This is a genomic window from Micromonospora sp. NPDC005257, assembly GCF_042872445.1.
GTDB lineage: Bacteria > Actinomycetota > Actinomycetes > Mycobacteriales > Micromonosporaceae > Micromonospora.
Map to the genome: position 1 here is coordinate 416,312 of NZ_JBIAKL010000004.1, position 26,088 is coordinate 442,399.

Annotated in this window: 26 protein-coding genes; 15 read left to right on the top strand and 11 right to left on the bottom strand. The window is 72.0% G+C overall.

Annotation, left to right across the window (positions count from 1 at the left end; genetic code table 11):
* Positions 1-55 precede the first annotated feature (55 nt).
* Together ACFYO8_RS11790 and ACFYO8_RS11795 are read right to left on the bottom strand one after the other, a co-directional pair.
* The gene (locus ACFYO8_RS11790; protein ID WP_355014930.1) at positions 56-745 is read right to left on the bottom strand and encodes a GtrA family protein; all 690 of its coding nucleotides are present in this window, start codon (positions 743-745) and stop codon (positions 56-58) included.
* 62 nt (positions 746-807) lie between these two features.
* A complete protein-coding gene (locus ACFYO8_RS11795; RefSeq protein WP_387187502.1) occupies positions 808-1,698 on the bottom strand; it encodes a GtrA family protein in 891 nt (296 codons plus the stop codon).
* A 134-nt stretch (positions 1,699-1,832) separates the two neighbouring features.
* On the opposite strand from ACFYO8_RS11795, the gene ACFYO8_RS11800 reads away from it, so the two are divergent.
* The 4 genes from ACFYO8_RS11800 to ACFYO8_RS11815 are packed head-to-tail and all read left to right on the top strand — an operon-like array spanning position 1,833 to position 6,627.
* A complete protein-coding gene (locus tag ACFYO8_RS11800; protein ID WP_354864859.1) occupies positions 1,833-3,674 on the top strand; it encodes a phosphoenolpyruvate carboxykinase (GTP) in 1,842 nt (613 codons plus the stop codon).
* Between the two features lie 40 nt (positions 3,675-3,714).
* On the top strand, positions 3,715-4,572 hold the full coding sequence (locus tag ACFYO8_RS11805; protein ID WP_354864861.1) for a hypothetical protein: 858 nt from the start codon (positions 3,715-3,717) through the stop codon (positions 4,570-4,572).
* Between the two features lie 47 nt (positions 4,573-4,619).
* Complete coding sequence (locus ACFYO8_RS11810) at positions 4,620-5,825, top strand: geranylgeranyl reductase family protein (protein ID WP_354864863.1); 1,206 nt, start codon at positions 4,620-4,622, stop codon at positions 5,823-5,825.
* 31 nt (positions 5,826-5,856) lie between these two features.
* Entirely contained in the window at positions 5,857-6,627 is a 771-nt protein-coding gene (locus tag ACFYO8_RS11815; protein ID WP_354864865.1) for an isoprenyl transferase, read from the top strand.
* A gap of 44 nt (positions 6,628-6,671) precedes the next feature.
* On the opposite strand, the gene otsB is transcribed toward ACFYO8_RS11815, so the two are convergent.
* The 3 genes from otsB to ACFYO8_RS11830 all read right to left on the bottom strand — a co-directional run bounded on the left by otsB (position 6,672) and on the right by ACFYO8_RS11830 (position 8,523).
* A complete protein-coding gene (otsB, locus tag ACFYO8_RS11820; protein WP_354864867.1) occupies positions 6,672-7,496 on the bottom strand; it encodes a trehalose-phosphatase in 825 nt (274 codons plus the stop codon).
* A gap of 69 nt (positions 7,497-7,565) precedes the next feature.
* Positions 7,566-7,919 carry a hypothetical protein gene (locus tag ACFYO8_RS11825; protein WP_354864869.1) on the bottom strand — a complete coding sequence of 118 codons (354 nt, stop codon included), beginning with the start codon at positions 7,917-7,919 and terminating at the stop codon, positions 7,566-7,568.
* A 163-nt stretch (positions 7,920-8,082) separates the two neighbouring features.
* The gene (locus tag ACFYO8_RS11830) at positions 8,083-8,523 is read right to left on the bottom strand and encodes an XRE family transcriptional regulator (RefSeq protein ID WP_354864871.1); all 441 of its coding nucleotides are present in this window, start codon (positions 8,521-8,523) and stop codon (positions 8,083-8,085) included.
* Positions 8,524-8,787: 264 nt separating this feature from the next.
* Here ACFYO8_RS11830 and ACFYO8_RS11835 point away from each other — a divergent pair, with 264 nt between their 5' ends.
* From ACFYO8_RS11835 to ACFYO8_RS11860, 6 genes are all read left to right on the top strand, one after another.
* Entirely contained in the window at positions 8,788-9,129 is a 342-nt protein-coding gene (locus tag ACFYO8_RS11835; RefSeq protein ID WP_354864873.1) for a hypothetical protein, read from the top strand.
* Positions 9,126-9,551, top strand: coding sequence for a hypothetical protein (locus ACFYO8_RS11840; RefSeq protein ID WP_354864875.1), 426 nt, complete (start codon positions 9,126-9,128; stop codon positions 9,549-9,551). The genes ACFYO8_RS11835 and ACFYO8_RS11840 overlap by 4 nt, the downstream gene beginning before the upstream one ends.
* Before the next feature lie 311 nt (positions 9,552-9,862).
* Complete coding sequence (locus tag ACFYO8_RS11845; protein WP_354864877.1) at positions 9,863-11,269, top strand: PhoH family protein; 1,407 nt, start codon at positions 9,863-9,865, stop codon at positions 11,267-11,269.
* A gap of 233 nt (positions 11,270-11,502) precedes the next feature.
* A complete protein-coding gene (locus ACFYO8_RS11850) occupies positions 11,503-12,204 on the top strand; it encodes a transglycosylase SLT domain-containing protein (protein ID WP_354864879.1) in 702 nt (233 codons plus the stop codon).
* 105 nt (positions 12,205-12,309) lie between these two features.
* Positions 12,310-12,966 carry a rhomboid family intramembrane serine protease gene (locus ACFYO8_RS11855; protein WP_354864881.1) on the top strand — a complete coding sequence of 219 codons (657 nt, stop codon included), beginning with the start codon at positions 12,310-12,312 and terminating at the stop codon, positions 12,964-12,966.
* 104 nt (positions 12,967-13,070) lie between these two features.
* Complete coding sequence (locus tag ACFYO8_RS11860; protein ID WP_357706467.1) at positions 13,071-14,039, top strand: NAD(P)/FAD-dependent oxidoreductase; 969 nt, start codon at positions 13,071-13,073, stop codon at positions 14,037-14,039.
* Positions 14,040-14,051: 12 nt separating this feature from the next.
* Here the strand turns inward: ACFYO8_RS11860 and ACFYO8_RS11865 are convergent, their stop codons facing one another.
* On the bottom strand, positions 14,052-14,738 hold the full coding sequence (locus ACFYO8_RS11865) for a TetR/AcrR family transcriptional regulator (RefSeq protein ID WP_357706469.1): 687 nt from the start codon (positions 14,736-14,738) through the stop codon (positions 14,052-14,054).
* Between the two features lie 138 nt (positions 14,739-14,876).
* Here ACFYO8_RS11865 and ACFYO8_RS11870 point away from each other — a divergent pair, with 138 nt between their 5' ends.
* Positions 14,877-15,815 carry an NAD-dependent epimerase/dehydratase family protein gene (locus tag ACFYO8_RS11870; protein WP_357706472.1) on the top strand — a complete coding sequence of 313 codons (939 nt, stop codon included), beginning with the start codon at positions 14,877-14,879 and terminating at the stop codon, positions 15,813-15,815.
* Here ACFYO8_RS11870 and ACFYO8_RS11875 read toward each other — a convergent pair.
* Both ACFYO8_RS11875 and glpX read right to left on the bottom strand, forming a co-directional pair.
* The gene (locus tag ACFYO8_RS11875; protein WP_387187248.1) at positions 15,812-16,795 is read right to left on the bottom strand and encodes a DMT family transporter; all 984 of its coding nucleotides are present in this window, start codon (positions 16,793-16,795) and stop codon (positions 15,812-15,814) included. The two genes, ACFYO8_RS11870 and ACFYO8_RS11875, sit on opposite strands and share 4 nt — an antisense overlap.
* A complete protein-coding gene (gene glpX, locus ACFYO8_RS11880; RefSeq protein WP_357706474.1) occupies positions 16,792-17,823 on the bottom strand; it encodes a class II fructose-bisphosphatase in 1,032 nt (343 codons plus the stop codon). Before glpX ends, ACFYO8_RS11875 begins: the two co-directional genes overlap by 4 nt.
* A 147-nt stretch (positions 17,824-17,970) precedes the next feature.
* Between glpX and ACFYO8_RS11885 the strand changes: the two genes are divergently transcribed.
* Together ACFYO8_RS11885 and ACFYO8_RS11890 are read left to right on the top strand one after the other, a co-directional pair.
* Positions 17,971-18,657 carry a DUF4245 domain-containing protein gene (locus ACFYO8_RS11885; RefSeq protein WP_354864889.1) on the top strand — a complete coding sequence of 229 codons (687 nt, stop codon included), beginning with the start codon at positions 17,971-17,973 and terminating at the stop codon, positions 18,655-18,657.
* A gap of 93 nt (positions 18,658-18,750) precedes the next feature.
* Positions 18,751-19,590, top strand: a complete 840-nt coding sequence (locus tag ACFYO8_RS11890) for a hypothetical protein (protein WP_355094290.1) — start codon at positions 18,751-18,753, stop codon at positions 19,588-19,590.
* 68 nt (positions 19,591-19,658) lie between these two features.
* On the opposite strand, the gene ACFYO8_RS11895 is transcribed toward ACFYO8_RS11890, so the two are convergent.
* Positions 19,659-19,871: an exodeoxyribonuclease VII small subunit gene (locus ACFYO8_RS11895; protein WP_355094288.1), complete on the bottom strand. Its 213-nt coding sequence runs from the start codon at positions 19,869-19,871 to the stop codon at positions 19,659-19,661.
* 10 nt (positions 19,872-19,881) lie between these two features.
* Positions 19,882-21,156 carry an exodeoxyribonuclease VII large subunit gene (gene xseA, locus ACFYO8_RS11900; protein ID WP_355014901.1) on the bottom strand — a complete coding sequence of 425 codons (1,275 nt, stop codon included), beginning with the start codon at positions 21,154-21,156 and terminating at the stop codon, positions 19,882-19,884.
* 88 nt (positions 21,157-21,244) lie between these two features.
* Between xseA and ACFYO8_RS11905 the strand changes: the two genes are divergently transcribed.
* The gene (locus ACFYO8_RS11905) at positions 21,245-22,240 is read left to right on the top strand and encodes a 4-hydroxy-3-methylbut-2-enyl diphosphate reductase (RefSeq protein WP_354864896.1); all 996 of its coding nucleotides are present in this window, start codon (positions 21,245-21,247) and stop codon (positions 22,238-22,240) included.
* A 38-nt stretch (positions 22,241-22,278) separates the two neighbouring features.
* The gene (locus ACFYO8_RS11910) at positions 22,279-22,689 is read left to right on the top strand and encodes a hypothetical protein (protein WP_355014931.1); all 411 of its coding nucleotides are present in this window, start codon (positions 22,279-22,281) and stop codon (positions 22,687-22,689) included.
* A 59-nt stretch (positions 22,690-22,748) separates the two neighbouring features.
* Here ACFYO8_RS11910 and ACFYO8_RS11915 read toward each other — a convergent pair whose 3' ends face one another.
* A complete protein-coding gene (locus tag ACFYO8_RS11915) occupies positions 22,749-26,039 on the bottom strand; it encodes a S8 family serine peptidase (RefSeq protein WP_355014902.1) in 3,291 nt (1,096 codons plus the stop codon).
* Positions 26,040-26,088: the final 49 nt, after the last annotated feature.

Here is a 26,088-nt window from a genome sequence, read left to right on the forward strand (position 1 = left end):
CGTTCGACGGAGAAGGCCGGCACCCCCTCGTCAGGGGCGCCGGCCTTTCCGTCGTTCAGCGGCGGGCGCGGCGGGGCTGGAGTTCCGCGGCGATTTCGGCGTCCAGCTCGGAGCCGAGCGCGCCGCCCAGTCCGGAGTCCGCAGGTGCGGGGCGGCCCCGGGGCGGCGCGTAGTCGGCCGGCCGGCCCGGAGGCGGTTCCTCCTCCTCCAGCTCGCTGACCGACTCGGCCAGCTCGGCCACCGGGTCCATCTCCGCGACGTTGTCCCACTCGTCACGCGGGACCGAGTGCCAGGTCTCCTCGGCGTGCTGGGCGACCGGCTGGAAGACGAAGGTCCGGTAGGACCAGAAGCGGAACAGCGTGGCCAGCAGCACACCGATGGTCTTGGCGACGTTCAGGGCGAGCAGGCCGTGTACGCCGAGGCCGTACTTGGCCAGGGCCAGGACGCCGAGCTCGATGATCAGGCCCGCGCCGTTGAAAAGGAAGAACAGGACGTATTCGCGCCGGAGTGCCGATTTCGGTCGATCACGGTACGTCCAGTGGCGATTCATCAGATACGACGTGATCGTGGCGACAATGGTCGCGATCACGGTCGCCTTCAGCTGGCCGTCGCGGAAAACCGTGAGTGCGAGAGCATTGAACACCGCGTAATTGATGACGGTGTTGATGCCGCCGACGATGCCGAATTTGAGCGCCTCATGGATGAACTTCTGCCAGCGCTCGGGCAGCAGACGGACTCCAGGCATGCGGAACACCTTAGGCAGTTGGCTGGGCCGGCTGGGCCCGGCGGGTCGGGATGGGCGGGTCGTCACGCCCCGGACTCTCGGTCGTGGCTCGTTGCCGGAACGGGAGGTGTTCCCGTCTCGACGAAGACGAACCTTCGGTACGACCAGAACCGGAAGAGCGTGCCCAGGCCGGTGCCGACGATGAAGCTGGCGATGTTGTCGGCCAGGGGGGTCTTGAACACCGCGGGCCAGAGCGCGCCCAGCCCGTAGTGGCTGATCGCCAGGCAGGCCACCGCGATGCCGAGGCCGACAGCGTTGAAGAAGAAGAACAGCGCGTACTCGCGGGCCGGGTTCGACCGCTGCCGGTGCCGCCACGTCCAGAACCGGTTGCCGAGGAAGGCGACGGTCGCGGCGATCACCGTGGAGATGGTCTTCGCGGCCAGTGGCGGCATGTCCCGGCCGCTGGACAGGTAGTTGAAGAGGACGAAGTCCACGACGAAGGCGAGCCCGCCGACGGTGGCGAACTTGCTCAATTCCTGGATGAGGTGGCCGAAGCGGTCGAGCAGTGCTCCGATCGGACCCCGGCGGGTCTGCGGAGCCCCCGGTTGGTCTCCGGTCATCGTCGCGGCCACCCGCTGAGCGTACCGGTTGTCCGGTAACGGGGCGGACTCCAACGGCGAGTCGGCCACGACGGCTTCGCCGCGGCCGGCGCACTCGGACCGCCCGGGTCGGGGAGCGTCGCCCGTTCTCGATACCCGTGAGCAGAGCGTAACGCGCTGTGCGAATCTGTGGAGCGCATCACGGAATCGTCTTTCGCGACATGTTCGTACACGCACCCGTGATCGGGCGTCACGGTCACTCCGTGACGGAGTGGGCCGCCGAAGGTTCGCCGCAGGATTTGCGTGAAACTGCTCGCGAAAGCGGGTATCAGATCGTGAAGCCGCAGCGTGGCCGTACCTTGTGCAGTTGTTCACAACCAGTCCCACTGACTGACGAGCCAGTCCGGTTTACGCTGAGCCCAATCCCAGGTTTCCACGAGGCGGCGTACCGGCCGCCGGAACTCGTGCACCCCATAGATCGGTCAGCGTCGACCACAAGGAGATGTGACATGGTTGCTCCGGCTGCTGTTCGGGGTATCGATCAGGCCCCGACATCCCACCCCAAGCTGCTCGCCTGGGTTCGTGAGGTCGCGGAACTGACCACCCCCGACCGCGTGGTCTGGGTGGACGGGTCTGACGAGGAGTGGCGCCGCCTCACCGACGAGCTCGTCGAGAACGGCACCCTGATCCGACTGAATCCCGAGAAGAAGCCCAACTCGTTCTACGCGCGTACCGACCCCACGGACGTCGCCCGGGTGGAGGAGCGCACCTTCATCTGCTCCGTCGACGAGGCGGACGCCGGCCCCACCAACAACTGGATGGCGCCGGCCGAGATGAAGCGGACGATGGCGGAGCTGTACCGCGGCAGCATGCGCGGGCGCACCATGTACGTCATCCCGTTCTGCATGGGCCCGGTCGAGGCCGAGAACCCCATGTTCGGCGTGGAGATCACGGACAGCCCGTACGTCGTCGCCTCGATGCGGATCATGACCCGGATGGGGTCGTCGGTCCTGGAGGCGATGGGCGACGACGTCGACTTCGTGCACGCGCTGCACTCCATCGGCGCCCCGCTCGCGCCGGGCGAGCAGGACGTGGCGTGGCCGTGCAACGAGACCAAGTACATCTCGCACTTCCCGGAGACCCGGGAGATCTGGTCCTACGGCTCCGGCTACGGCGGCAACTCGCTGCTCGGCAAGAAGTGCTACTCGCTGCGTATCGCCAGCGTGATGGGGCGCGACGAGGGCTGGCTGGCCGAGCACATGCTGATCCTCAAGATCACCTCGCCGGAGGGCAAGGTCTTCCACATCGCCGGCGCCTTCCCGTCGGCCTGCGGCAAGACGAACCTCGCCATGCTGGAGCCGACCATCCCGGGCTGGAAGGTCGAGACCATCGGCGACGACATCGCCTGGATGCGGTTCGGCCCCGACGGCCGCCTCTACGCGGTCAACCCGGAGTACGGCCTGTTCGGCGTCGCCCCCGGCACCGACTGGAAGACGAACGCCAACGCCATGCGGACGCTGGACCGGGGCAACTCGATCTTCACCAACGTGGCGCTCACCGACGACGGCGACATCTGGTGGGAGGGCATGGGTGAGCCGCCGGCGCACCTGATCGACTGGAAGGGCAACGACTGGACGCCGGAGAGCGAGAACCTCTCCTCGCACGCGAACAGCCGTTTCTGCACGCCGATCACGCAGTGCCCGATCCTGGCCGACGACTACTACGACCCGAACGGCGTCCCGATCGACGCGATCCTGTTCGGCGGCCGTCGCCGGGACACCATCCCGCTGGTCACCGAGGCGCGCGACTGGGTGCACGGCGTCTACATGGGCGCCACGCTCTCCTCGGAGACCACCGCCGCCGCCTCCGGCGCGGTCGGCGTGGTCCGCCGTGACCCGATGGCCATGCTGCCGTTCATCGGCTACAACGGCGGCGACTACTTCCGGCACTGGATCGAGATGGGCAAGGGCACGGACGGCGACGAGGCCAAGCTGCCCAAGATCTACTACGTGAACTGGTTCCGGAAGGACGCCGAGGGCAACTTCCTCTGGCCGGGCTTCGGCGAGAACTCCCGCGTGCTCAAGTGGGTCATCGAGCGGCTGGAGGGCCGGGCCGAGGCCGTGGAGACGCCGATCGGCATGGTCCCGGCGCAGGACGCGCTCGACGTCGAGGGCCTGGACATGACCCCGGAGGACGTCCGGATCGCGCTGAAGGTCGACCCGGACGAGTGGCGCAACGAGCTGCCGCTGGTCACCGAGTGGTTCGAGAAGTTCGGGGACAAGCTCCCCGGCGTGCTCTGGGCCGAGCTGGACGCGCTGCGCGCCCGGCTGGACGCGGAGCCGCAGAAGTAACAGGTGTGCCTGTTGCCCGAGCCGGGCAACATCGGATGCCATGAGGACGGCCGCTGAACCTGTCGAGGTCCGGCGGCCGTCCGCCGTCCGGGCGCTCACCACGCTGCTCGCCGTGACCGCGGCGGCCACCGTCGTGGTCGAGCTGCTGAATTACTGGTACGCCCCGGAGCAGGAGTTCGGCCTGGCCGTACGCACCGGCTGGGCGATGCTCCGGTCGCTCGGTTTCCTGCTGCTGATCGGGCAGGTCAACCAGGGCCGGGTGGGCGCCCGGCCGTTCGGGCTGATCCTGGCAGTGACCACGATCTTCGCGGTCGGGCGGCTGATCGTGCCCCGGCAGGGGGTGCCCGCGCTGCCCGGCCTGGCCGGGTTCGCCGTGCTCACCGCGCTCTGCGTCGCCGTGGTGGTGCTGCTGTACCGCTCCGAGACGATCCGCGCCCACCTGGTCCGGCACCGCAAGGGCCTGGTCGTCGAGGGTGGGACGATCGCCTGGCGGGAGGTCACCCCGAAGCGCCCGCAGGCGAACGGCTGGCTGCTCACCGCCCGGGTCGCGGCGTTCACCTACAGCCCGCTGATGCTGGTGCCGGCACTCGTCGCCACCGGCACCGTGCTGGACGGGCGGCTGTCCGCCGTGCCGGCCCTGATCCTCTGGTTCGGCGCTGGCATCGCGGTCAGCTACGCCGTGCTGTTCTGCACCGCGTTCCTGCTGCGCGACCGCCCGTGGGCGCGCCGAGCGCTGGTCGTGGTCACCCTGGGCGTCCTCGCGATCGATCTGCCGCTGTGCTGGTGGCTGCTCGGCGTCGACGGCCTGATCCGCGACGGCGCCCCCTTGGTCACCGCCGCCGCCCTGACCCTCTACTCCCTGAACCGCGCCACCCGCACCCCGCCTCCACTCCGTTGATCATGAAGTTGCCGGCGAGTTCGATCTCCTTGACTGCCGTCAACTTCATGATCGACGCCCCAGGAAGGCGGCGCGGCGGGGAGGATGAGGGGGTGTGGGACGTCGTCGTGGTGGGGGCGGGGCCGGCGGGGGCCGCCGCGGCGCTCGGCGCGCGGCGGGCCGGGGCGGCGCGGGTGCTGCTGCTCGACCGGTCCGACTTCCCCCGCGACAAGGCGTGCGGCGACGGCATCGCCGCGCACGCGCTGGACGTCCTCACCGAGCTGGGCGTGACCGGCGCGGTCGACGGCTACCCGCCGCTGCCCGCGCTGCGCCTGGTCGGCCCCGGTGGCGGCGCCGTCGCGCGGAGACTGCCCCGGCCCGCGTACACGGTGCCCCGCCAGGTGTTCGACGCACGCCTGGTGGCGGCGGCGGTGGCGGCCGGCGCGGAGCTGCGGCGGCACACGGTACGCCGGGTGGAGATCGCCGCCGACCGGGTGCTGCTCGACGGTGAGCTGTCCGCGCGGGCGGTGGTGGGCGCGGACGGCGCCGGATCGGTGGTACGCCGCGCGCTCGGGCATCCGGTCAACCCGGACCGGCACCTGGCGCTCGCGATCCGGGGCTACGCGCCCGCGCCCGCCGGGCCGCCGGAACAGCTGATCGTCACCTCGGCGGCGCGCTGGCCCGCGTACGCCTGGGCCTTTCCGATCGGAGACGGTCGCGCGAACGTCGGGTACGGGGAGGTGCTGCGCGGCGAGCCGCTGACCCGCGCGCACCTGCTGGACCGGATGGCCGCGCTGCTCCCCGGCGTCGACCCGGCCACGGTGACCGGCCTGCGGGCGCACCACCTGCCGCTGTCCACGCACCGGCCGGCGCCGGGCCGGGGACGGGTCGTGCTGGCCGGGGACGCACTGTCGCTGATCAACCCGTTCACCGGTGAGGGCATCTTCTACGCGCTGCGTTCGGGTGCGCTGGCCGGTGCGGCGGCGGCCGGCTTCCCGGCCGGGGCCGCCCGGGCGTACGCCGCCGCGCTGCGCGCCCGGCTCGGCACCCACCTGCGGCACAGCTCGGTGGCGGCGTGGCTGGCCCGGCGGCGCCGGGTGGTCGACGCGGCGATCGGCGCGGCCGGGCGGGACGAACGCGTCTACCGCACGGTGGTCGAGCTGGGGCTCGGCGACGGCCGGCTGGACGCGCGCACGCTCCTGGCGATCGGGGCGGACCTGCCGCGACCGCGCCGGAGCGGTTCGCCCTCAGGTGATATGCCACCGAGACACTGATCTCTCCCGCGGGTCGCTACCCTGCAAGGTGATGACTCTGCGGAAACTCCTCTACTCCGTGTACGAGCGCCGGCTGACGGCGAAGCTCGCGGGCAAGCCCGTACCCGCACACGTCGGCGTGATGTGCGACGGCAACCGCAGATGGGCCCGGGAGATGGGCTTCGTCGACCCGAACGACGGCCACCGGATGGGCGCCGAGCGGATCAAAGAACTGCTCCGCTGGTGCGACGCGGCCGGCGTCGGGCACGTCACACTCTGGCTGCTCTCCACCGACAACCTCTCCCGCCCGGCCGCCGAGCTGGACCCGCTGCTCCAGATCATCGAGGACCTGAGCACCGAGCTGGCCGAGGAGGGCAACCCCTGGCGGCTGCGGATGGTCGGCGCGCTCGACGTGCTGCCGGCGCAGCATGCCGCCGCGCTCAAGGCCGCCGAGGAGCGCACCCGCGACCGCGACGGCGGGGCTCAGGTCAACATCGCGGTCGGGTACGGCGGGCGGCGTGAGATCGCCGACGCGGTCCGCTCGCTGCTGCTGGAGCACGCGGCGAACGGCGGCACGATCGAGGAGCTGGCCACCTCGATGAACGTCGACCACATCTCCGAGCACCTCTACACCAAGGGGCTGCCGGATCCGGATCTGATCATCCGGACCAGTGGCGAGCAGCGGCTCTCCGGCTTCATGCTCTGGCAGAGCGCGCACTCTGAGTTCTACTTCTGCGAGCTGAACTGGCCCGACTTCCGCAAGGTCGACTTCCTGCGTGCCCTGCGCTCCTACGCCACCCGCCAACGCCGCTTCGGCACCTGACCGCCCCGCCCGCCGCGCGTCCCCGGCGCCTCGGCGGGGAGGCGTCAGCGGAGGTGGGGCAGGGCGGCGGTGAGGAAGTCGCCCAGGGCGGCGGGGGAGTCGAGGGTCAGGTCGGCGGCGTCGGCCACCTCGTGACCGGTCTCCGGGTTGGCGACAGCGACGCAGACACCGAGGAATTCGGGATCGTCGGCGGCGCGGGCGCGCAGCGCGGCGAACGCCTTGATGTCGGAGACGTCGTCACCGAAGTACCAGGCGCCACCGGCGTCCCGGACCGTCTCGCCGATCACCATGCCCTTGTCCCGGTCGACCGGGGGCTTCAGTTCCAGCACCATCCGGCCCGGCTGGGCGCGCAGCCCCAGCCGCTCGGCCTGGGCCCGGCCCCACTCCTGCACCAGCTCGCCGAGCTGCGGGGCGGTACGCCAGTGCAGCGCCACGGAGAGCCGCTTGAACTCGACGAGCGCGCCGGGCGGCAACTCGGCGCGGGCCTGCTCGGCCAGCTCGGACATCGTCGGCACCCATGGCAGGGCGGCCGGCTCGGTGACCGTCTCGCCGCCGGAGTGGCTGTGCTCCAGGCCGTAGAGCCCGTAGAGGTCGATGCCGGCGAGGCCGCCGAGGTGACCGCGGAGGAAGTCCACCGGGCGGGCGGAGACGATCGCGATCCGGCGCACGTGCGGCGCGAGCGCCTCAAGCGCGGTGAGCACGTTGGGCGCCGGCCGTACGGCAGTGGGATCGTCGTCGACCGGCGCCAGGGTGCCGTCGAAGTCGAAGAAGAGGACGATGTCACCCGCGCGGGCGGCGGTCGCACGCCAGGCGTGCTCCGCGTTCAACGGGGTCTTCGGCTGCTGGTTGCCCAGATTCAACGGCGGCACGCGCGTCAGCGTACCCCGCGCCGGGCGGCGTATTCGTGGCCGAGATGCGACGTCGGAACGACGTGGGGATCAGCGTTCGGCGGCTCCTCGTCCCCGGCGACCGAACGGCACCACGGCTGCCTCCTGCCCGTGGCTGAGCAGGTAGCCCTCCACGAAGCCGGTGTTGCGGTCGCCGCTGTGCGCCTCGATCTCGTTGAGCCGCGCCACCAGGAACTCGGTGAGCGCGCTGACCCGGTCGTTGAGCCGATCGTGCAGCTCGGCGACGACGGCGAGGATCACCGCGGTGCCGGCCGTGGTGAGCGCGAAGAGGTTGACGACCAGTGGGAGCTGCCCGCCGTCCAGTACGCCGACCACCACGTTGCCGGTCACGCACGATGTCAGCGACACCACCGCGACCACGACTGCCAACCATTTCAGGGTCATCGACAGACCCCTCCTTCTGTCCCGCTGGGCTGGGTTCGGCTGTGTCCCGTCCCCCCGCCGATGACGAGCCCCTAGCAGTACAAACGTGGACGCTAGCGGGTCCGATCCGTCCCCGCGGCGAAACGATCGGGTCTGCTCTTCCGTTCTTTCGCCATCTGAGGAACTAGCCCGCCTGTTTCCCCCTATTTCGGACACCACCCGGCAGGGTGGGGCGATATGCGAGGTAACGGATGGTTTCTCGGATGTGGAACTTCTCCGCGTCGGAGACGTTCGGGTCGACCAGCCGGCGCAGCAACGCCTCCACATCCGGGTCCATCGGGGGCGGCGTCGGCTCGGTGCGCGGCCCGGCGGCCCGGTCCCAGCCGAGCGCGGTGAACGCGGCGATCGGGTCGAGGCCGAGCCCTTCGCAGAAGGCGACCACCCGCTCCGCCTCCGGGTCGCTGGCCCAGTCGCCGCGTACCCATCGGTTGATGGTCTGGCGGGAGACGCCGGTGCGCCGGGAGACCTCGGTGCCGCTCCAGGCGCGCAGCGCGCGGGCGTCGTCGAGCGCGCGCCGGACGAAGGTGGCGAAGGCGATCTTCCGTGCGTTGGCCGTCTCGGTCACCCCGTGACGGTACGGCCAGTCGGTCCCGAGGGGGTGGCTCGGCACGCTGCTGTCACGCCGACGGGACGTTGTCGGGGAATTTCCGGTAAACGATCCAGTGCTGCTCAGGAGGGGTGTCACCCGGCCACAATAGATGGACGCGAGTACGGCGGCAAAGGCCTGAAAAGCTGATACTGTCACGCTCATGAGACAACTTACGGTGTGTCACGTGCCTGAGACGACCAGTGCTCACATGCGTCACTCCGCGGGTGCCGAGGGGGTCTCGTGACCGAGCTCGCGACCCGCGCCCAGGCCTTCGGGCTGATCGCGGACGGAGTGTCCGCCGGGCTGAGCGCCCCCTGGCGTCTCTATCTCGCCCGCGGGTGCCGGTACCTCTCGCTCAGCGTCGGCGACCGGGGGGAGTGGGACGCCTGGCGGACCCACCTCGGCTGCCCCGAGCTGAGCGTGCGGGTCTACGACTCCGGCGGGGAGATCCGCCGGGCGTCGGTGGCCGAGGTGGTTCTCGACGAATGCCGGATCAGCGTCGAGTTGATCGAGGAGGTCAGCACCGACGACCTGGAGCGGCTGCTGGTGGTCGGCCCGCTGCCCGGGACGGACGAGCGATGACCCCCTTTCTCGCCGTGGTGCTCGTCCTCGTGCTCGGTTCCACCTGCTACGCGGCCGGGCGCCTGCACGGCCAGCTCAGCTACCGCATCGGCTACCGGTTCGGTTACCGCCAGGGCTACTTCGACGGCGACCGGGGCGCCTGGAACCGCCGCCGGCGCGACGCCCAGGCGGCGATCGCCTCGGCGCTGTCCGGTCCCGGCCCGACGGTGGTGACCTCGGCCGGGCGCTCGGCGGTGCCGTTCGCCGGCACCTCGGTACCCGCCGCCGTCGCCACCCGGCCCGGCTCCGCCCCGGCGGTCCGGGTCACCGCGACCGCCCAGCTCGGCGCCGCCGGCCGGGTGGGCACCACGTACACCGGATCGTCGTTCGGCGCGGCCGGCGCCGGGCCACGGGCCGGCACGCTGGTGCGCCGGCAGGGCTGAGGCCCGCGCCGCGTCGCGGCGCCAGACGACCGGCCGGGGTGCGCGCAGGGGGCATGCATCCCGGCCGGTTGCGGTCCGCCCGTCACTCGCACAGGTGTTCGCCCGCGTAGACCATGCGGTGATCCACGCGCGCCTCTAGCCCCGCGGCCCCGAGGCGATTAGCGTCTAGGCATGGCGCGGGGTTTTCCCGGGCCAGCCGGACAGCCCGGACCTGCGTCCTCGCGCACGGGGCCCGCATCCGACCCCGTGTCCTCCGGGCACCGGAAGAGGCGGAACTCGGGTGGCCGGGTGCCCATCCGCGGAGCAGGCCTGTGACCACTCGCCGTACCCCCGCCGGAGCCGAGCAGACCCCGGCCTCGACCGCCCCGACCCGCCGGACCACCCGCAGCCGCCGCGGCGCCGCCGCCGAGGCCGAGGAGCCCCGACCAGCCGGCCCGGCCTTCGTCCTGGACACCTCGGTCCTGCTCTCCGACCCGGCGGCGTTCCACCGCTTCGCCGAGCACGAGGTGGTGCTGCCGCTCGTGGTGATCTCCGAGCTGGAGGGCAAGCGGCACCACCCGGAGCTGGGCTGGTTCGCTCGTCAGTCGCTGCGCATGCTGGACGAGCTGCGCGTGCGGCACGGCCGGCTGGACCGCCCGGTGCCCGCCAACGACCAGGGCGGGACGCTGCGGGTGGAGCTCAACCACACCGACGACGGCGTGCTGCCGCCCGGCTTCCGCACCGAGTCGAACGACGCGCGCATCCTGTCCGTGGCGCTCAACCTGGCCGCCGAGGGCCGCGAGGTCACGCTGGTCAGCAAGGACATGCCACTGCGGGTGAAGGCGGCCTCGGTGGGCCTGCGCGCCGACGAGTACCGGCACGGCCAGGCCAGCGATCCGACCTGGACCGGGATGGCCGAGCTGGACCTGGCCGAGGAGGAGGTCGGCCGGCTGTACGCGGGGGAGACGCTCGACGTGGACGCCGCGGCGGGTCTGCCCTGCCACACCGGCCTGGTGCTGCACTCGGCGCGGGGCTCGGCGCTGGGCCGGGTGCTGCCGGACAAGACGATCCGGCTGGTCCGGGGCGACCGGGAGGCGTTCGGCGTGCACGGACGCTCGGCGGAGCAGCGGATCGCGCTCGACCTGCTGCTGGACGAGTCCATCGGCATCGTGTCGCTCGGTGGGCGAGCCGGCACGGGCAAGTCCGCGCTGGCGCTCTGCGCCGGCCTGGAGGCGGTGATGGAGCGACGCCGGCACAAGAAGGTGATCGTGTTCCGTCCCCTGTACGCGGTCGGCGGTCAGGAACTCGGCTACCTGCCCGGGTCGGAGTCGGAGAAGATGTCGCCCTGGGCGCAGGCCGTCTTCGACACGCTCGGCTCGGTGGTGCACGAGAACGTGCTGGAGGAGGTCACCTCGCGCGGCCTGCTGGAGGTGCTGCCGCTGACCCACATCCGCGGTCGCAGCCTGCACGACGCGTTCGTCATCGTGGACGAGGCGCAGTCGCTGGAGCGGGGGGTGCTGCTCACCGTGCTGTCCCGGATCGGTCAGGGGTCGCGGGTGGTGCTCACCCACGACGTGGCCCAGCGGGACAATCTGCGGGTCGGCCGGCACGACGGGGTGACCGCGGTGATCGAGGCGCTGAAGGGGCATCCCCTCTTCGCGCACGTCACGCTCAGCCGATCGGAGCGCTCGCCGATCGCCGCCATGGTTACCGATCTGCTGGAGGACATCCCAGGCTGACCGCCGGTTTTGTCCTATTTCATCACGATATTGATGGTGACGCAGATCACTTTTCGGCCCGGCCATTTCCCACCGGCCTCACCGTGCGCAATGGTGTCCATCGAGCGTCGCCTACCACTCCAGAGCCGGACACGGCCCGGAGTCACACCGGTACCGGTGCGCTCACGGCACCCGGCGTGACCGACAGTGGACCCACGTGTGCCGTGTCCCTGCCCCCGACGAAGGGAAACCTCGTGAGTCGGCTGTGGAGCCGGTTCGGCGCCCGTACGGCCGCTGTCGCACTGCTCTCCGTGGGCGTTGCCGGCGGCTTTTATCTGGGCGAGGATCGACAGGGCCGGCAGCAGGCCCTGACCGCACAGGTCGGCCTGGAGGTCGACCAGGCGGAGCACGCGTACCAGCGTGAGCGGCTGTCCGACCACCGCCTGGACTCGTCCCGGAAGCGTGCCGCCGAGTACCAGGCGAAGCTGCGCGCCGCCGCGGCGGCGAAGGAGGCCGCCGAGCGGGCCAGGAAGGCCGAGGCGGCCGCCGCGTCCCGCAAGAAGGAGCGCGCCGCGGCGGAGGCGGCGGAGGCGGCCGAGAAGGAGGCGAAGGTCAAGCCGTACAACGGCCCGATCCCGTCCTCGTGCGCGGAGTACAGCGGCAACCGGAAGGTTGGTTGCGCCATCATGCTCGACAAGGGCTTCGGCATCGACCAGTTCCCCTGTCTGGACAAGCTCTGGACCAAGGAGAGCGGCTGGAACCCGAAGGCGTCGAACAGCTCCTCCGGGGCGTACGGGATCCCGCAGGCCGTGCCGGGCAGCAAGATGGCCTCGGTGGCCGACGACTGGAAGACCAACCCGGCGACCCAGATCACCTGGGGTCTCAGCTACATCAAGGGCCGGTACGACACCCCCTGTGGCGCGTGGCAGAAGTCGCAGAGTTCCGGCTGGTACTGACACAGCACCACGACGGCGGGACACACCGGGAGACCGGGGTGTCCCGCCGTCGTCGTACCGCCGCCCGACTGGCGGCCCGCCGCATTTGCTGATAGCACTTGGTAGGTGACCTGGCACGGCGGCCCAAGTGGCGACCCCCATCGGTTCGGCACCGACGCGTTCTACGCGGCGCTCGGCCGGGCCTTCGTCGCCATGTGCGCGGTCGTGCCGGTGCTGTTCCTCGTCGAGGCGCTCGACGTCGGCCTGCGACTCGGTCTCGACTACACCGCCGGCATCATCCCGCAGCGGCTCCAAGGGCTGGACGGCGTCTTCTTCTCGCCGTTCCTGCACGCGGGGTGGAACCACCTCTACAGCAACAGCATCCCGCTGATCCTGCTCGGCACGTTCGTGCTGGCCGCGGGCACCCGGCGGTTCCTCTGGTCCACCGCGGTCATCATCCTGGTCAGCGGCCTGGGCGTCTGGTTCACCGGCTCGCCCAACTCGGTGGTGGTCGGCGCCAGCGGCGTGATCTTCGGCTACCTCGGCATCCTGCTCACCCGGGGCGTGGTGGAGCGGAGCTGGTGGAACTTCGCCGTCGGCCTGCTGGTCGGGTTGCTCTACGGCTGGCAACTGCTCGGCATCCTCCCCACCGACGAGCGCGTCTCCTGGCAGGGCCACCTGTTCGGGCTGCTCGGCGGCGTGGTCGCGGCGATTCTGTTCCGGCGCCGCAACGACGCGGGCGAGTACGACCGTCTCGGGTCACCGAGGATGACGCTGCCTTGACGGCGCGTTGATCGAAGCGCGGGACGTGCTTGCCCACGGCCACCCGCCCGCCTACCGTTTCCGCATCAGCACGGGTGATCCGAAGCGGAAAGTGACGGTACGCCATGCGCGAGGTCGATGTCGCCGTGATCGGGGCCGGTCCCGCCGGGCTCTTCGCCGCCTACTACGCCGGTTTCCGTGGACTCTCCGTGTCGCTGATCGACGCGCTGCCCGAACCGGGCGGTCAGGTCACCGCGATGTACCCGGAGAAGCTGATCCTCGACGTCGCCGGCTTCCCCGCGATCAAGGGCCGCGAGCTGGTCGCGAACCTGGTCGCCCAGGCCGCGCCGTTCCACCCCGACTACCGGCTCGGCGTACGCGCGGAGAAGCTGTCCTACCTCGACGGCCGGCCGGTGCTCGGCCTCGCCGGCGGTGAGCAGCTCAACTGCGGCGCGGTGCTGGTCACCGGCGGGCTCGGCAGCTTCACGCCCCGGCCACTGCCGGTCGCGGAGAGCTTCACCGGCGGCGGGATCGTCTACTTCGTGCCGCAGCCGGTCGAGCTGACCGACCGGCACGTGCTCATCGTCGGCGGTGGCGACTCGGCGTTCGACTGGGCCGCCACGCTCGCCCCGCTGGCGCGGTCGGTGACGCTCGTGCACCGGCGGGACCGCTTCCGGGCACACGCCGCCACGATCGAGCGCGTCCGCGCGCTGCCGGTGCGGATCGTGGTCAACGCCGAGGTGAGCCGGCTGTACGGCGAGGAGACGGTCACCGGTGCCGAGCTGACCGTACGCGGCGGCGAGGTGGAGACGCTCCCGGTGGACACGGTGGTGGCGGCGCTCGGTTTCACCGCCGACCTCGGCCCGCTCGCCGAGTGGGGGCTGAAGCTCGACCGGCGGCACATCGTGGTGGACAGCGCGATGGCCACCAACCTGCCCCGGGTGTTCGCGGCCGGGGACATCACCGAATACCCGGGCAAGGTCCGCCTGATCGCCACCGGTTTCGGCGAGGCCGCCACCGCGGTGAACAACGCGGCTGTCGTCATCGACCCGACCGCGCACCTGTTCCCCGGCCACTCCTCCGACGGCACCTGACGCCGACCGGCGTCAGGGCAGGCCGACCAGGTCCGCCATCAGGCCGATCTGGTGGTCGAAGTACTCGTCGCGGTGCGGCAGCGCCCGGTTGATCCGGCCGAACAGCTCGAAGCTGATCAGCCCGAACAGCTGGGTCCAGCCGGCCATGCCACGGGCCAGCAGCGCGGGCGGCACGTCCATGCCGAGCAGGTCGACCAGCTCGGCCACGTCGCCACCCAGCGGCTCGGGTAGTTCCTCGTCGGGCGGGGCGAGCCGGCCGGACGCCAGCCCGTCGCGCAGGATGCCGACCAGCGTCACCGGTGGGCGCTGGGCCGGCAGGACGGTCTCATCCGGGGCCGCGTACCCGGGCACCGGGCTGCCGTAGAGCAGCGCGTACTCGGCGGGGTGGGCGAGCGCCCACGTGCGGGCTGCCCGGCAGGCGGCGAGCCAGCGTCCGCGCAGGTCGGTCTGGTCGGCGGCGGTGTCGGCCGCCTCCACCGCGTCGCCGAGCGCGTCGTACGCCTCCAGGATCAGCGCGGTGAGCAGGTCGTCGCGGCTGGGAAAGTAGCGGTAGATCGCCGAGGACACCATGCCGAGGTCCCGGGCGACCGCGCGCAGGGAGAGGTTCGCGCCGTCGGTGTCCAGGTGGCGACGGGCGGCGGTCTTGATCTCTTCGATCATCCCGGCGCGGACCCGGGCGCGGAGCGAGGGAGCGACCATGTCTCCACTCTGCCATGGAGAGAGCGGCAATCAAAAGAGAGAGCAGTGCTCTTGACGCAGCGGGCTCCATGAGTCATGCTCTGTTTCGAGAGCGCTGCTCTCGCTTTGGACAACTGCTTCAGTTAAGGTGGACCTGCCATGGCACTGCACGTGATCGTGGGCGCCGGCCCCGTCGGCACCGCCACCGCCCGCCTCCTCGCCGAGCGCGGCGAGCGCGTGCGCGTGATCACCCGGCGCGGCACCGGCCCCGAGCACGCGGCGATCGAGCGGGTGGCCGCCGACGCCGCCGACGCGGACCGGCTCGCCGCGCTCACCGAGGGCGCGGACGCGCTCTACAACTGCGCCAACCCGGAGTACCACACCTGGGCGACGGACTGGCCGCCGCTCGCAGCCGCCCTGCTCACCGCCGCCGAGCGCAGCGGCGCCGTGCTCGCCACCGTCGGCAACCTCTACGGGTACGGCCCGGTCGACGCCCCGATGACCGAGGCGACCCCGCTCGCCGCCACCGGCGTCAAGGGCCGGGTCCGCAACCGGATGTGGGCCGACGCCGTGGCCGCCCACCGCGCCGGCCGGGCCCGGATCACCGAGGTACGCGGCTCCGACTACATCGGCCTCGGCGGCAACTCGCTGCCCATGATGGTGCTGCCCAAGGTGCTCGCCGGACGGCGGGTGTTCCTGCCGGTGGCCTGGGACGCCCCGCACACCTGGACGTACGTCGGGGACGTCGCCCGTACCCTCGTCGCAGCCGCCACCGACCCGCGGGCCTGGGGACGGGCCTGGCACGTGCCGAGCGCATCCCCGGTGTCCATGCGGGCGCTCGCCGACCGGGCGGCGAAGCGGGCCGGAGCGCCGGCGCCCCGGCTCACCCGGATGCCCTACCCGGTGCTCTGGCTCGGTGGCCTGGCCGACCCGCTCGCCAAGGAGATGCGGGAGACCGCGCACCAGTTCGCCGGACCGTTCGTGATGGACTCCACCGCCGCCGTCGAGACGTTCGGGATCGAGGGGACGCCGCTGGACCGGGTGGTCGACGAGATGGTCACCGGCCTGCGCGCCCCCGCGCCCACCGCCGCCCGTTAGGGGCGCGGGCGGGTGGGCCCGAAGGCGGCGACGAGCACCGCGACCAGGGTCAGCGCCGCACCGAGCAGCGTGTCCAGCCCGGGGTGCGAGGCGGCGGTCGGCAGCAGCAGGTCCAGCAGCACCGCGCCGACGATCTGCCCGGCGATGGTGGCCAGGCCGAGCAGGAGCACCCCGGTGAACCGGACGAGGGCGGCGGCCAGCGCGATGAACACGATGCCGATCGGGCCGCCGAGGTAGAGCCACGGCTCGCTGGGGAACATGCCGTCCGGGCGGCCGCGTACCGCGAGGTCCACCGCGAACGTGAGCAGCAGCGCCGCGGTGCCCACGGTGAAGTTCACGAGCGTGGCGGTCATGGCGCTGCCCGCCGCCGCCCGGACCCGCCCGTTCACCGCCTGCTGCCAGGCGATGCCCACCCCCGCCGCCAGCGGCAGCACGGCCAGCACCAGCGCTTTCGGGTCGCCGAGCCGGTCGCCCACCGCCAGCAGGACCGCCAGCACGGTGAGCACCGCCCCGATCAGCCGGTTCGGGGTAACCGGCTGCCGGCCGGTCGGGCCGATGCCGGCCCGGTCGACGAGCAGGCTGCTGCCGGACTGCCCGGCCACCACCGCGACGGTGAAGACCGCCACGCCGAGCGTGCCGATGGTCAGCCCCTGCGTCGCCACCAGGAACGCGCCGCACACGCCGCCCAGGCACTGCCACGGCCGCAGCGAGCCGGCGCGCAGCGCGTCACGCAGGGCGGCCAGTCCCCGCCGGCCACCGGGGGTGGCGGGGACCAGCACCAGCAGGGTCAGCAGACCCACGCCGAACGAGACCACCGCGGCGGCGATCCCGTCGGCCAGGCGTACGCCCAGCTCGCCGTTGATCCGGGACTGGACGGCGACCATCACGCCCGAGGCGGTGGCCAGCCCGACACCGGCGACACGTCGTCCGGTCGACAGCGTCGGTGGCGCCGGTGGTGCCGCCGTCCCGGTCCGGCTCACTCCTGCTCGGCCAGTGGACGGCCGTCGAAGTCGACAGCCGAGTAGAGGGCGAGCTTCTCCAGCCGGTGGTACGAGTCGATCACCCGGATCGTGCCGCTCTTGGAGCGCATCACGATCGACTGCGTGTACGCCCCACCGGAGCGGTACCGCACGCCGCGCAGCAGGTCACCCGAGGTGACGCCGGTGGCCACGAAGAAGCAGTTGTCGCCGGTGACCAGGTCGTCGGTGAACAGCACCCGGTCCAGGTCGTGCCCGGCGTCCAGCGCCGTGCGTCGTTCGTCGGAGTCCTTCGGCCAGAGCTTGGCCTGCATCATGCCGCCCATGCACTTGAGCGCGCACGCCGCCGTGATGCCCTCCGGGGTGCCGCCGATGCCCATCAACACGTCGACGTCCGACTCGCCCCGCGCCGCCGCGATGGCGCCGGCGATGTCGCCGTCGGAGATGAACCGGATCCCGGCGCCGGTACGCCGGATCTGCTTCACCAGGTCGTCGTGGCGCGAGCGGTCCAGCACGCAGACCGTCACCTCGGCGGCGTCGGTGCCCTTGACCTTGGCGATCCGGTTGATGTTCTCGGCCACCCCGGCGTTGATGTCCACCACGTCGGCGTACATCGGGCCGACCGCCAGCTTCTCCATGTAGAAGACAGCGCTCGGGTCGAACATCGCGCCGCGCTCGGCCACCGCGAGCACCGCCAGCGCGTTCGGCATGCCCTTGCTCATCAGCGTGGTGCCGTCGATCGGGTCGACCGCCACGTCCACCTCGGGACCGGTCCCGTCGCCGACCTCCTCGCCGTTGAACAGCATCGGGGCGTTGTCCTTCTCGCCCTCGCCGATCACCACGACGCCGCGCATCGGAATCGAGTTGATCAGCTTTCGCATGGCGTCGACCGCTGCGCCGTCGCCGCCTTCCTTGTCGCCCCGGCCGACCCAGCGGCCGGCGGCCATCGCCGCGGCCTCGGTGACCCGGACCAGATCGAGGGCGAGGTTGCGGTCGAGATCCTGGGGCGTCCGCGTCCTGGTGGTTGTCATGGCGGCCTCCTCGCGACGTTGCGGGGTGGGACCGGCGGTCACCACCGCCGGTTTTGTCGCTGATCCTCACACGATCTCAGGTTCGCCGTCCCGGCGGGGCGGAGGAGGCCAGGATCACGCCCCCCGGTGGGCTGCGACAATGGCCGGGTGGAAGCCGCACAGCCTGCCGACCGCCCACCGACCGACGCCACCCCGCCGGAGGGCCAGTCCGCGCTGGTCGAGCCCGCGGCCGAGGCACCCGCGGCCGGTCGGCCCGCCGCTGTCGAGCCCGCCGCCGTGGCACCGGCAGCGGGTGCGCCCGCGCCCGCCCCGGCGGGCGGCAGGGCCCGGTCCGAGCGGTCGCCGAAGGACATGGCGCTGTCCCTGCTGATCCTGCTGGTCCCGATCGCGCTGCTGCTCGCCTTCTACCGTGGCTTCCTCGGCGGCGACTCGCCGGTCACCGTCGACCCGGCGCCCGCGCTGGAGCAGGCCCGCTCCGCGAACGCGTTCCCGGTCGGCGAGCCGACCGGGCTGGGCGACGACTGGCGGACGGTGAACGCCCGCTTCCGGACCGAGGGGGACGGCTCGACGCTGCGCATCGGGTACGTGACCCCGGAGGGCCGGGGCGCGCAGCTCGTGGAGAGCAACGTCCCGGCGGAGAAGCTGCTGCCGGCCGAGCTGCCCGAGGGGCAGCCGCAGGGCGCGGCCGACCTGCCCGGTGAGCTGAGCTGGCAGCGCTACACCGCACGCGGCAACGAGCAGGCGCTCGTCCTGCTGGAGCCGAACCGTACCGTGATCGTGGTCGGCGACGCGGGCGAGGCGGAGCTGCGCAAACTCGCCACGTCGCTGCGCTGACCGTCCTTCCTCCGGGGGACGCGGGATTGCGGAAGGCCGCTTCCGGGAACAGAAGGGACATCGAGCCCGGACGACCCACCTGGAGAGGTTGACGTGAAGATACGACGCTTCAGCGCTACCGCGTTCGCCGCGGCGCTGCTCATTCCCGGCCTGGCGGCCTGCAACGGCAACGGGACGACGTCCGACGCCTCCGCGACCCCGAGCGCCTCCGGCAGCGTCGCACCGAGCGCCACGGCGTCGAGCAGTGCGGCAAAGCAGGCACTGCTCGACTCCACGAACGCCATCCGCGAGGGGAACTTCAAGTTCACCATGACCGGTGCGGGCTCCACCGCCGAAGGGCAGGTGCACGAGCCGAGCCAGAGCGCCGACATGCGGATGACCATCGGCGACCCGTCGTCGGACCTGATGATGAAGCTGGACCTGATCCACGCCAAGCCGGACAGCTGGGTCAAGCTGGAACTCGGCGGTACGGCTGCCGCGCAGATCCCCGGTGTGAAGAACCTCAACACCGGCAAGTACCACCACCTCGACCAGAACCGGATCAAGGGCAACCGGGCGCTGGGCTTCGACTTCGAGAAGCTCGACCCGGCCGGCAGCGCCGTGCTCACCCAGGGCATCACCGAGGTACGGCAGACCGGCGAGGGCGCGTATGAGGGCACCGTCGACGTGTCGAAGGCCGCCCAGGCGGGCTCACTCGACCCGGCCGTGATCACCGCGCTCGGGGCGCAGGCCCAGTCGGTACCGTTCACCGCCAAGGTCGACACGCAGGGCCGCCTCAGCGAGATGGTGCTCAAGATCCCGGCCGCCGGCCAGAGCGCCGCGCAGGACCTGAAGATCACCTACACCGACTACGGCAACGCGGCCCCGGCCCAGAAGCCCTCGGCCGCCCAGGTCGTCGAGGCGCCCGCTGAGCTGTACGGCCTGTTCAGCTGACAGTCCGCTCCGAGAGCTCGGGCAGTTTCCGTCCCGTTCCGGACGGGAACTGCCCGAGATTCGCCTTGTCAGCCCTCGGCGCGCTGGCGGGCGGCGTCGATGCGGGCGCGGGCGCCGTCCAGCCAGCGCTGGCACACCCCGGCGAGCTGTTCGCCGCGCTCCCAGAGAGCCAGCGACTCCTCCAGCGAGGTGCCACCCGCCTCCAGCCGCTCCACCACCGAGGCCAACTCGGCGCGGGCCTGCTCGTAGCTGAGCTGTTCGTCCTGCTTCGTCCCGGTCATCGTGTCTCCCTCAGCCGTCGACGGTGGCGGTCAGCTCGCCCTCGGCGAGGCGTACCCGCAGTGCATCGCCCTTCGCCACCTCGGAGGCCGCGCGGACGACGTGGCCGTCGGCGCGCTGCACGATCGCGTAACCGCGCTCCATCGTCGCCGCTGGCGACAGCGCGCGCAGCCGGGCCAGCGTGTGCCGCAGGTCGTCGGTGGCGCCCCGCAGCCGGTGCTCCAGGGACCGGCCGGCGCGGTCGCGCAGCGCCGAGACGTCCACCGCCCGCTGCTCGACCATCACCTGCGGGCGGGCCAGCACCGGACGGGAGCGCAGCAGGTCGATCCGGTGCTGCTCGCGGTCGACCAGGTGGCGCACCGCTCGTTCCAGCCGGGACCGGGCCTGACCGATCAGCCGGACCTCCTCGGTCAGGTCCGGCACGATGCGCTTCGCCGCGTCGGTGGGGGTGGAGGCGCGTACGTCGGCCACGTAGTCGAGCAGCGGCGCGTCCGTCTCGTGGCCGATCGCGCTGACCACAGGTGTGCGGCAGGCGAAGACCGCCCGGCACAGCGCCTCGTCGGAGAAGGGCAGCAGGTCCTCCAGGCCGCCGCCGCCCCGGGCGATGACGATCACGTCGACGGCCGGGTCGGCGTCGAGCACCTTGAGCGCGCCGACGATGTCCGGCACCGCGCTCGGCCCCTGCACCGCCACGTTGATCGTGCGGAAGTCGACGGCGGGCCACCGGCGGCGGGCGTTTGTCAGCACGTCCCGCTCGGCCGCCGAGGCGCGGCCGGTGATCAGGCCGACCCGGCCCGGCAGGAACGGCAGCCGCCGCTTGCGGGCCCGGTCGAACAGGCCCTCGGCGGCGAGCAGCTTCTTGAGCTTCTCCAGCCGGGCCAGCAGCTCACCGAGACCGACCTGGCGGATCTCGTCGGCCCGCAGGCTCAGCGTGCCCCGGGCGGCGTAGAACTCGGGCTTGGCGTGCAGCACCACCCGGGCGCCCTCGCGCAGCTCCGGCGCGCCCGCGTCCAGCACGTCCCGGTTCGTGGTGACGGTGAGGCTGAGGTCGGCCGACGGATCACGCAGCGTGAGGAAGACGGTGCTCGCGCCGGGGCGGCGGCTGATCTGCGCCACCTGGCCGTCGACCCACACCCAGCCGAGGCGGGCGATCCAGGCGCCGACCTTCTGGCTGACCACCCGGACCGGCCACGGCTCCTCGGACGTGCTCCGCCCGTCAGGCGTGCCCCGCCCGTCAGACGTGCCCCGCCCTTCAGACGTGCCCCGCCCCTCCTCGCCTGCGCTCACCCGCCCACCCTACGGCCCGGGACCGACAGCGCCCGCGCGCGCCTCGCGGCCACTGCCGCGCGGGAGAACGGCACGTACGATGGGCCCTGTGAATGACGCTGAGACGACTCCCCGGACCGGCAAGCGCGTGCTCCTGGCCAACCCCCGCGGTTACTGCGCGGGCGTGGACCGGGCGGTGCAGACCGTCGAGGAGGCGCTGAAGCTCTACGGCGCCCCGATCTACGTGCGCAAGCAGATCGTGCACAACAAGCACGTGGTGCGCACGCTTGAGGCAAAGGGCGCGATCTTCGTGGAGGAGAACCAGGAGGTGCCGGAGGGCGCCACAGTCATCTTCTCCGCCCACGGCGTGGCCCCCGAGGTGTACGAGCAGGCCGAGCAGCGCTCGCTGCGGGCGATCGACGCCACCTGCCCGCTGGTCACGAAGGTGCACCACGAGGCCCGCCGCTTCGCCGCGCAGGACTACGACATCCTGCTCATCGGTCACGAGGGGCACGAGGAGGTCATCGGCACCGCCGGTGAGGCGCCCGCCCACATCCAGCTCGTCGACGGCCCGGACGGGGTCGACAAGGTCACCGTGCGTGACCCGGAGAAGGTGGTCTGGCTGTCCCAGACCACGCTGTCCGTGGACGAGACGCTGGAGACCGTGGCCCGCCTCAAGAAGCGGCTGCCGCTGCTCCAATCCCCGCCCAGCGACGACATCTGCTACGCGACCTCCAACCGCCAGCACGTGGTCAAGGAGATCGCCCCGGAGTGCGACGTGGTGATCGTGGTCGGCTCGCGCAACTCCTCGAACTCGGTCCGGCTGGTCGAGGTGGCGCTCGACGCCGGGGCCCGCGCCGGCTACCTGGTCGACTTCGCGCACGAGATCGAGGACGCCTGGCTGGCCGGCGCCGGCACGGTCGGTGTGACCTCCGGCGCGAGCGTGCCCGACGAGCTGGTCCAGCAGGTGCTCGCGCACCTGGCCGAGCGCGGCTTCGGCGACGTCGAGGAGATCACCACGGCGGACGAGCGGCTGACCTTCTCGCTGCCGCAGGAGCTCAAGCGCGACATGAAGGCCGCCGCCGCCGCCGCGGCGCGCGGCTGACCGGGAACGGATCGGCCGTGCGCCGCGTCCAACCGATCATGAAGACTCCTCGTACGGTGCTCGTCGCACTGCTCGCCGGCCTCGCGCTGACCGCCTGCGCCGCACCCGGCGACGGGTCCGCCGATTCCAGCCCGAGCCCGAGTACGACGGGAGCCGCCCCGGTGACCAGCCAGCCCGACCCCGGCATCAGCCCGAGCCGCCCGAACCCCTCATGGAAGGGTGGCCCGTCCACGCCGCCGGGCGTCGGCGGCACCGTCATCTCCGGCACCGTGCAGGCCGGCGTCGAGCCGAACTGCCTGCTGCTCGACGGCCACCTGCTGGTCGGCGGCCCGCGCGACGTGCTGAAGGCCGGTGCCCGGGTCGAGGTCACCGGCCGCCCCGAGCCGGGCATGATGACCACCTGCCAGCAGGGCACGCCGTTCGTGGTCGAGTCCGCCCGCCCCGCCTGACGACACGACGGAGCCCCGCCCCCCGCGTACGGGGGACGGGGCTCCGTCGTGTCAGCGGCTCAGTTGACCGCGAGGACCTCGACCGAGCCGCGGCCGACGACCGCGCCCTCGGTGGTGGTCACGGCCATGTCGCCGTACAGCTCCCGGCCGGCGGCCGGGGTGGACAGGGCGGTCACCGAACCGGTGAGGGTGGCGGTGGCGCCGTTGGCCAGGGACAGCGGCGTGGACGGCGCGGAGAGCGTGCCCAGCGCCGGGGACGCGAACGAGTCCCGGTAGTCGTACGCGGTGCTCGGGTCGCTCATCGAGTAACCGGCGACCACGACCCGGTAGGTGCCGGGCGTCGGGTTGGTCAGCGTCACCGCCTCCTCCGAGTCACCGTCGGCCGACTGCCCCACCTGGGTGGTGCCGCGGAAGACCGTCAGGTCCAGGTCGGCGCTCAGGTCGGACGGGTTGCCGATGCGTGCGGTGAACGAGGTGGCGCCCGCGGGCACCTCCACCAGGTACTCCTGGTTGGCGCCCTGGGTGATGCTCGGCCGCTCGGTGCGGACGCTGGCCAGCGGGCCGCCGACGCCGGTCACCTGGACCGGGCCGAACGTGTTCGTCAGCTTCCAGCTCACCGGAGCCGGCGTGCCGGCGGTGACCGACGGAAGCTGCACCACGGCCGGCTCCACCTTCACGCCCTGCACGCGGGCCTGGAGCTGGAACGGGTTGTCCAGCGCCGGCGAGGTGCGACGCGCCTCCACCTCGATCTCCCACACACCCGGGATCGGGTTCTGGTAGTCCCGCTCCTGCGGCTTGCAGACGGCGGCGTCGGAGAAGTTGGTGAAGCAGGCGGTGCTGGCGGTGCTCTCGACCGGCACGCCGTACGGGTTGATGGCGATGAACCGGGTCTGCGAGCCGGTCGCGACGCCGGACAGGTTGACCTGCAGCGCGCCCGCACCCTGCGGCACCGTCACGAAGTACGACCGGGAGCTGTTCCGCTCGACCGAGCCCTCGGCCGAGAAGGAGTACGCCGGAGCGGCCACCGGGTTCGAGGCGACCACGACGGCGGCGACCTCGAAGTCGACCACGTTGGTGGCCGGGTCGTCGACGGTCATGATGGCGCCGTGCGCGCCGGCCGTCATCGGCTTGGCCTTCACCTTGACCGTGACGGTCGTGTTCAGCGGCAGCCAGACCACCTTGGGGGCGCTGTAGGTGCCGTCGTTGCCGCGGAAGGCGACCTCGTGCTTGATGCCCTTGTTCGGGCCGCTGGTACGGGTCAGCTTCACCTCGTAGTAGCGGCTCTCCTTGACCTTCTGGCCACCGCGGTCGGCGGCGCAGCGGTTGTAGAGGCCGGTGCCGACGTTCGGGGTCGGCACGAACGTGCCGGAGGCCCGGTCGTAGCGGGTCAGGTTCGGCGACAGCTCGGTGCAGACCGACGCCTCGGAGGTGTAGGTGCGGGTCGCCACGCCCTTGGCGAGCAGGCTCCACGCACCCGGCACGTCGAACATCCCGTAGCCCTGCGCGTACGTCGGGACGTCCGCGATCGGCTGTGCCGAGGTGTAGACGGCCCGGCGCAGCGCGGCCGGGGTGACGCCCTTGCCGGTCGCCTTGGCGGCCGACAGCAGCAGCGCGGCGGCGCCGGTGGCCTGCGGGGCGGCCATCGAGGTGCCGTTGAGCATCTGGTAGCCCGGGGGCAGCGGGTAGCCCGCCTCCGGCACCGGGTTGCCCGGCTGCCAGGTCGGCGCGGTGGAGATGGCCGAGCCCGGAGCGGCGATGTTCGGCTTGAAGCCGCCGTCCTCACGCGGGCCGCGCGAGGAGAAGTTGAACAGCGCGTTGTCCTTGCGGACCACCGAGCCGTAGTTGGCCAGCCAGGTGTCCTTGCTGATGTTGGCCGCGACGCTGACCACGTCGGTGGCGACCGACGGGTCGCCGACCGTGTTCAGGCCCGGGCCGGAGTTGCCGGCCGAGATGAACAGCTGCACGCCGTAGTTGTTGATCAGGTCGTTGTAGAGGACCGCGCGGGCGTTCGAGCCGTCGTTGAGCGCGGGCAGGCCGCCGATCGACATGTTCACCACGTCGACCTTGCGGTTGATCACCAGGTCGGCCATGCCGGTGGTGAGCGCCGCCGCGGTGCAGCCGCCACCCCAGGAGCAGGCGCGGGCGGAGACCAGCTTGGCGCCCGGGGCGGCGCCGTCGAAGGCGCTGTTGCCGAGCATGTCGTTGGCGGCGGTGATGCCGGCGACGTGGGTGCCGTGGGTGCTCTCGACGATGCCGATGTTGACGTAGTCGACCAGGCCGGGGCCGCCGACCGGGGTGGTGTCGACGTTGCGCCGGTACTCGACCACGAACGGGATCTGCTCGCGTACGGCGGTGGCCGGGTTGTCCGTGCCGAAGCGTCCGACCTGGAACTTCTCCTTGTACGGCCGCATCACCTCGTCGTCGGTGAAGTCGTTGTTCTGGTTCGCGTCGACGCGGACGTCACCCGTGGTGGGGTTGTAGAGCACGCCCCAGAAGTCGGTGGTGTCGCCGTCGCGGTTGAGGTCGCCGCGCGCGTCGCTGTTGGCGGTGATGTTCTCGCGGAACACGTTGAAGCGGTAGCTGCCGGCCGGCGCGGTCCAGGTACCGAGCGAGGTGGTGAACGTCGGGCCGCTGACCTCGGTCAGCATCGGCCGCCAGGAGGCGTCCTCCAGCGGGTCGGTGGCGGTGACCCAGTCGACGATCTTGCGCTCGCCGGTGGTGGTCTGCTGGAGCGCCGGGTGGTCGAGGTCCACACCGGAGTCCATGATGCCGATGGTGACGCCGCGGCCGTCCCACTGCGGGTTCGCGGCCTTGAAGGCCTCCGCGCCGGTCTCGTTCGTCGGCATGTACGGGTTCACCGCACCGGTGTCGCCGCCCGGCCCGGCCAGCGTCTGGGCCTGCGCGGCGGTCTTGGCGCCCTTCGGTGCCGCCTCCGGCGCCGGGTCGGGGAGCTTGATGGTCTCGTCCAGGTCGACGGCGGCGACCCCGGGCAGCGTGGCGGCCTTGAGCGCCTTGGCGGTGGGGACCTTCGCCAGCACGTAGCCGATCTGGTCGTACCGCTGGGTGACTGTTGCGCCAAGGCCGGTCAGGCCGTCGACGACCTTCTTGGTCGAGCCCTTCTTGGCCGCGACGATCATCGTGACGGTCGGCGCGTTCTTCGCCTCGGCCTCGTCGAGCAGCTTGGCGTCGTGTGCGCCCAGTGCCTTCGCGGCGGTCGGCTGCGAGGGCTGGGGGGCGGGGGCGGCGCTCGCGGTGCCGGCGCCACCTCCGACGGTCAGAGCGCCGGCCGCGAGGACCGAGGCCAGGAGCGCGGCGGACGACCGCCGGCTGCGCGTGCGGGGTTTACTCAACGTTCTCTTCCTCCAGAGAACAGGGCCCTCGAGGGACAGGGCACGTGTG

Excerpts from the sequence above, each read along its gene's own strand:
- ACFYO8_RS11790 (WP_355014930.1), bottom strand. The coding sequence starts at position 745 with ATGCCTGGAGTCCGTCTGCTGCCCGAGCGCTGGCAGAAGTTCATCCAT.
- ACFYO8_RS11800 (WP_354864859.1), top strand. The coding sequence starts at position 1,833 with ATGGTTGCTCCGGCTGCTGTTCGGGGTATCGATCAGGCCCCGACATCC.
- ACFYO8_RS11805 (WP_354864861.1), top strand. The coding sequence starts at position 3,715 with ATGAGGACGGCCGCTGAACCTGTCGAGGTCCGGCGGCCGTCCGCCGTC.
- ACFYO8_RS11810 (WP_354864863.1), top strand. The coding sequence starts at position 4,620 with ATGATCGACGCCCCAGGAAGGCGGCGCGGCGGGGAGGATGAGGGGGTG.
- ACFYO8_RS11815 (WP_354864865.1), top strand. The coding sequence starts at position 5,857 with ATGACTCTGCGGAAACTCCTCTACTCCGTGTACGAGCGCCGGCTGACG.
- ACFYO8_RS11825 (WP_354864869.1), bottom strand. The coding sequence starts at position 7,919 with ATGACCCTGAAATGGTTGGCAGTCGTGGTCGCGGTGGTGTCGCTGACA.
- ACFYO8_RS11840 (WP_354864875.1), top strand. The coding sequence starts at position 9,126 with ATGACCCCCTTTCTCGCCGTGGTGCTCGTCCTCGTGCTCGGTTCCACC.
- ACFYO8_RS11860 (WP_357706467.1), top strand. The coding sequence starts at position 13,071 with ATGCGCGAGGTCGATGTCGCCGTGATCGGGGCCGGTCCCGCCGGGCTC.
- ACFYO8_RS11865 (WP_357706469.1), bottom strand. The coding sequence starts at position 14,738 with ATGGTCGCTCCCTCGCTCCGCGCCCGGGTCCGCGCCGGGATGATCGAA.
- ACFYO8_RS11870 (WP_357706472.1), top strand. The coding sequence starts at position 14,877 with ATGGCACTGCACGTGATCGTGGGCGCCGGCCCCGTCGGCACCGCCACC.
- glpX (WP_357706474.1), bottom strand. The coding sequence starts at position 17,823 with ATGACAACCACCAGGACGCGGACGCCCCAGGATCTCGACCGCAACCTC.
- ACFYO8_RS11895 (WP_355094288.1), bottom strand. The coding sequence starts at position 19,871 with ATGACCGGGACGAAGCAGGACGAACAGCTCAGCTACGAGCAGGCCCGC.
- ACFYO8_RS11910 (WP_355014931.1), top strand. The coding sequence starts at position 22,279 with ATGAAGACTCCTCGTACGGTGCTCGTCGCACTGCTCGCCGGCCTCGCG.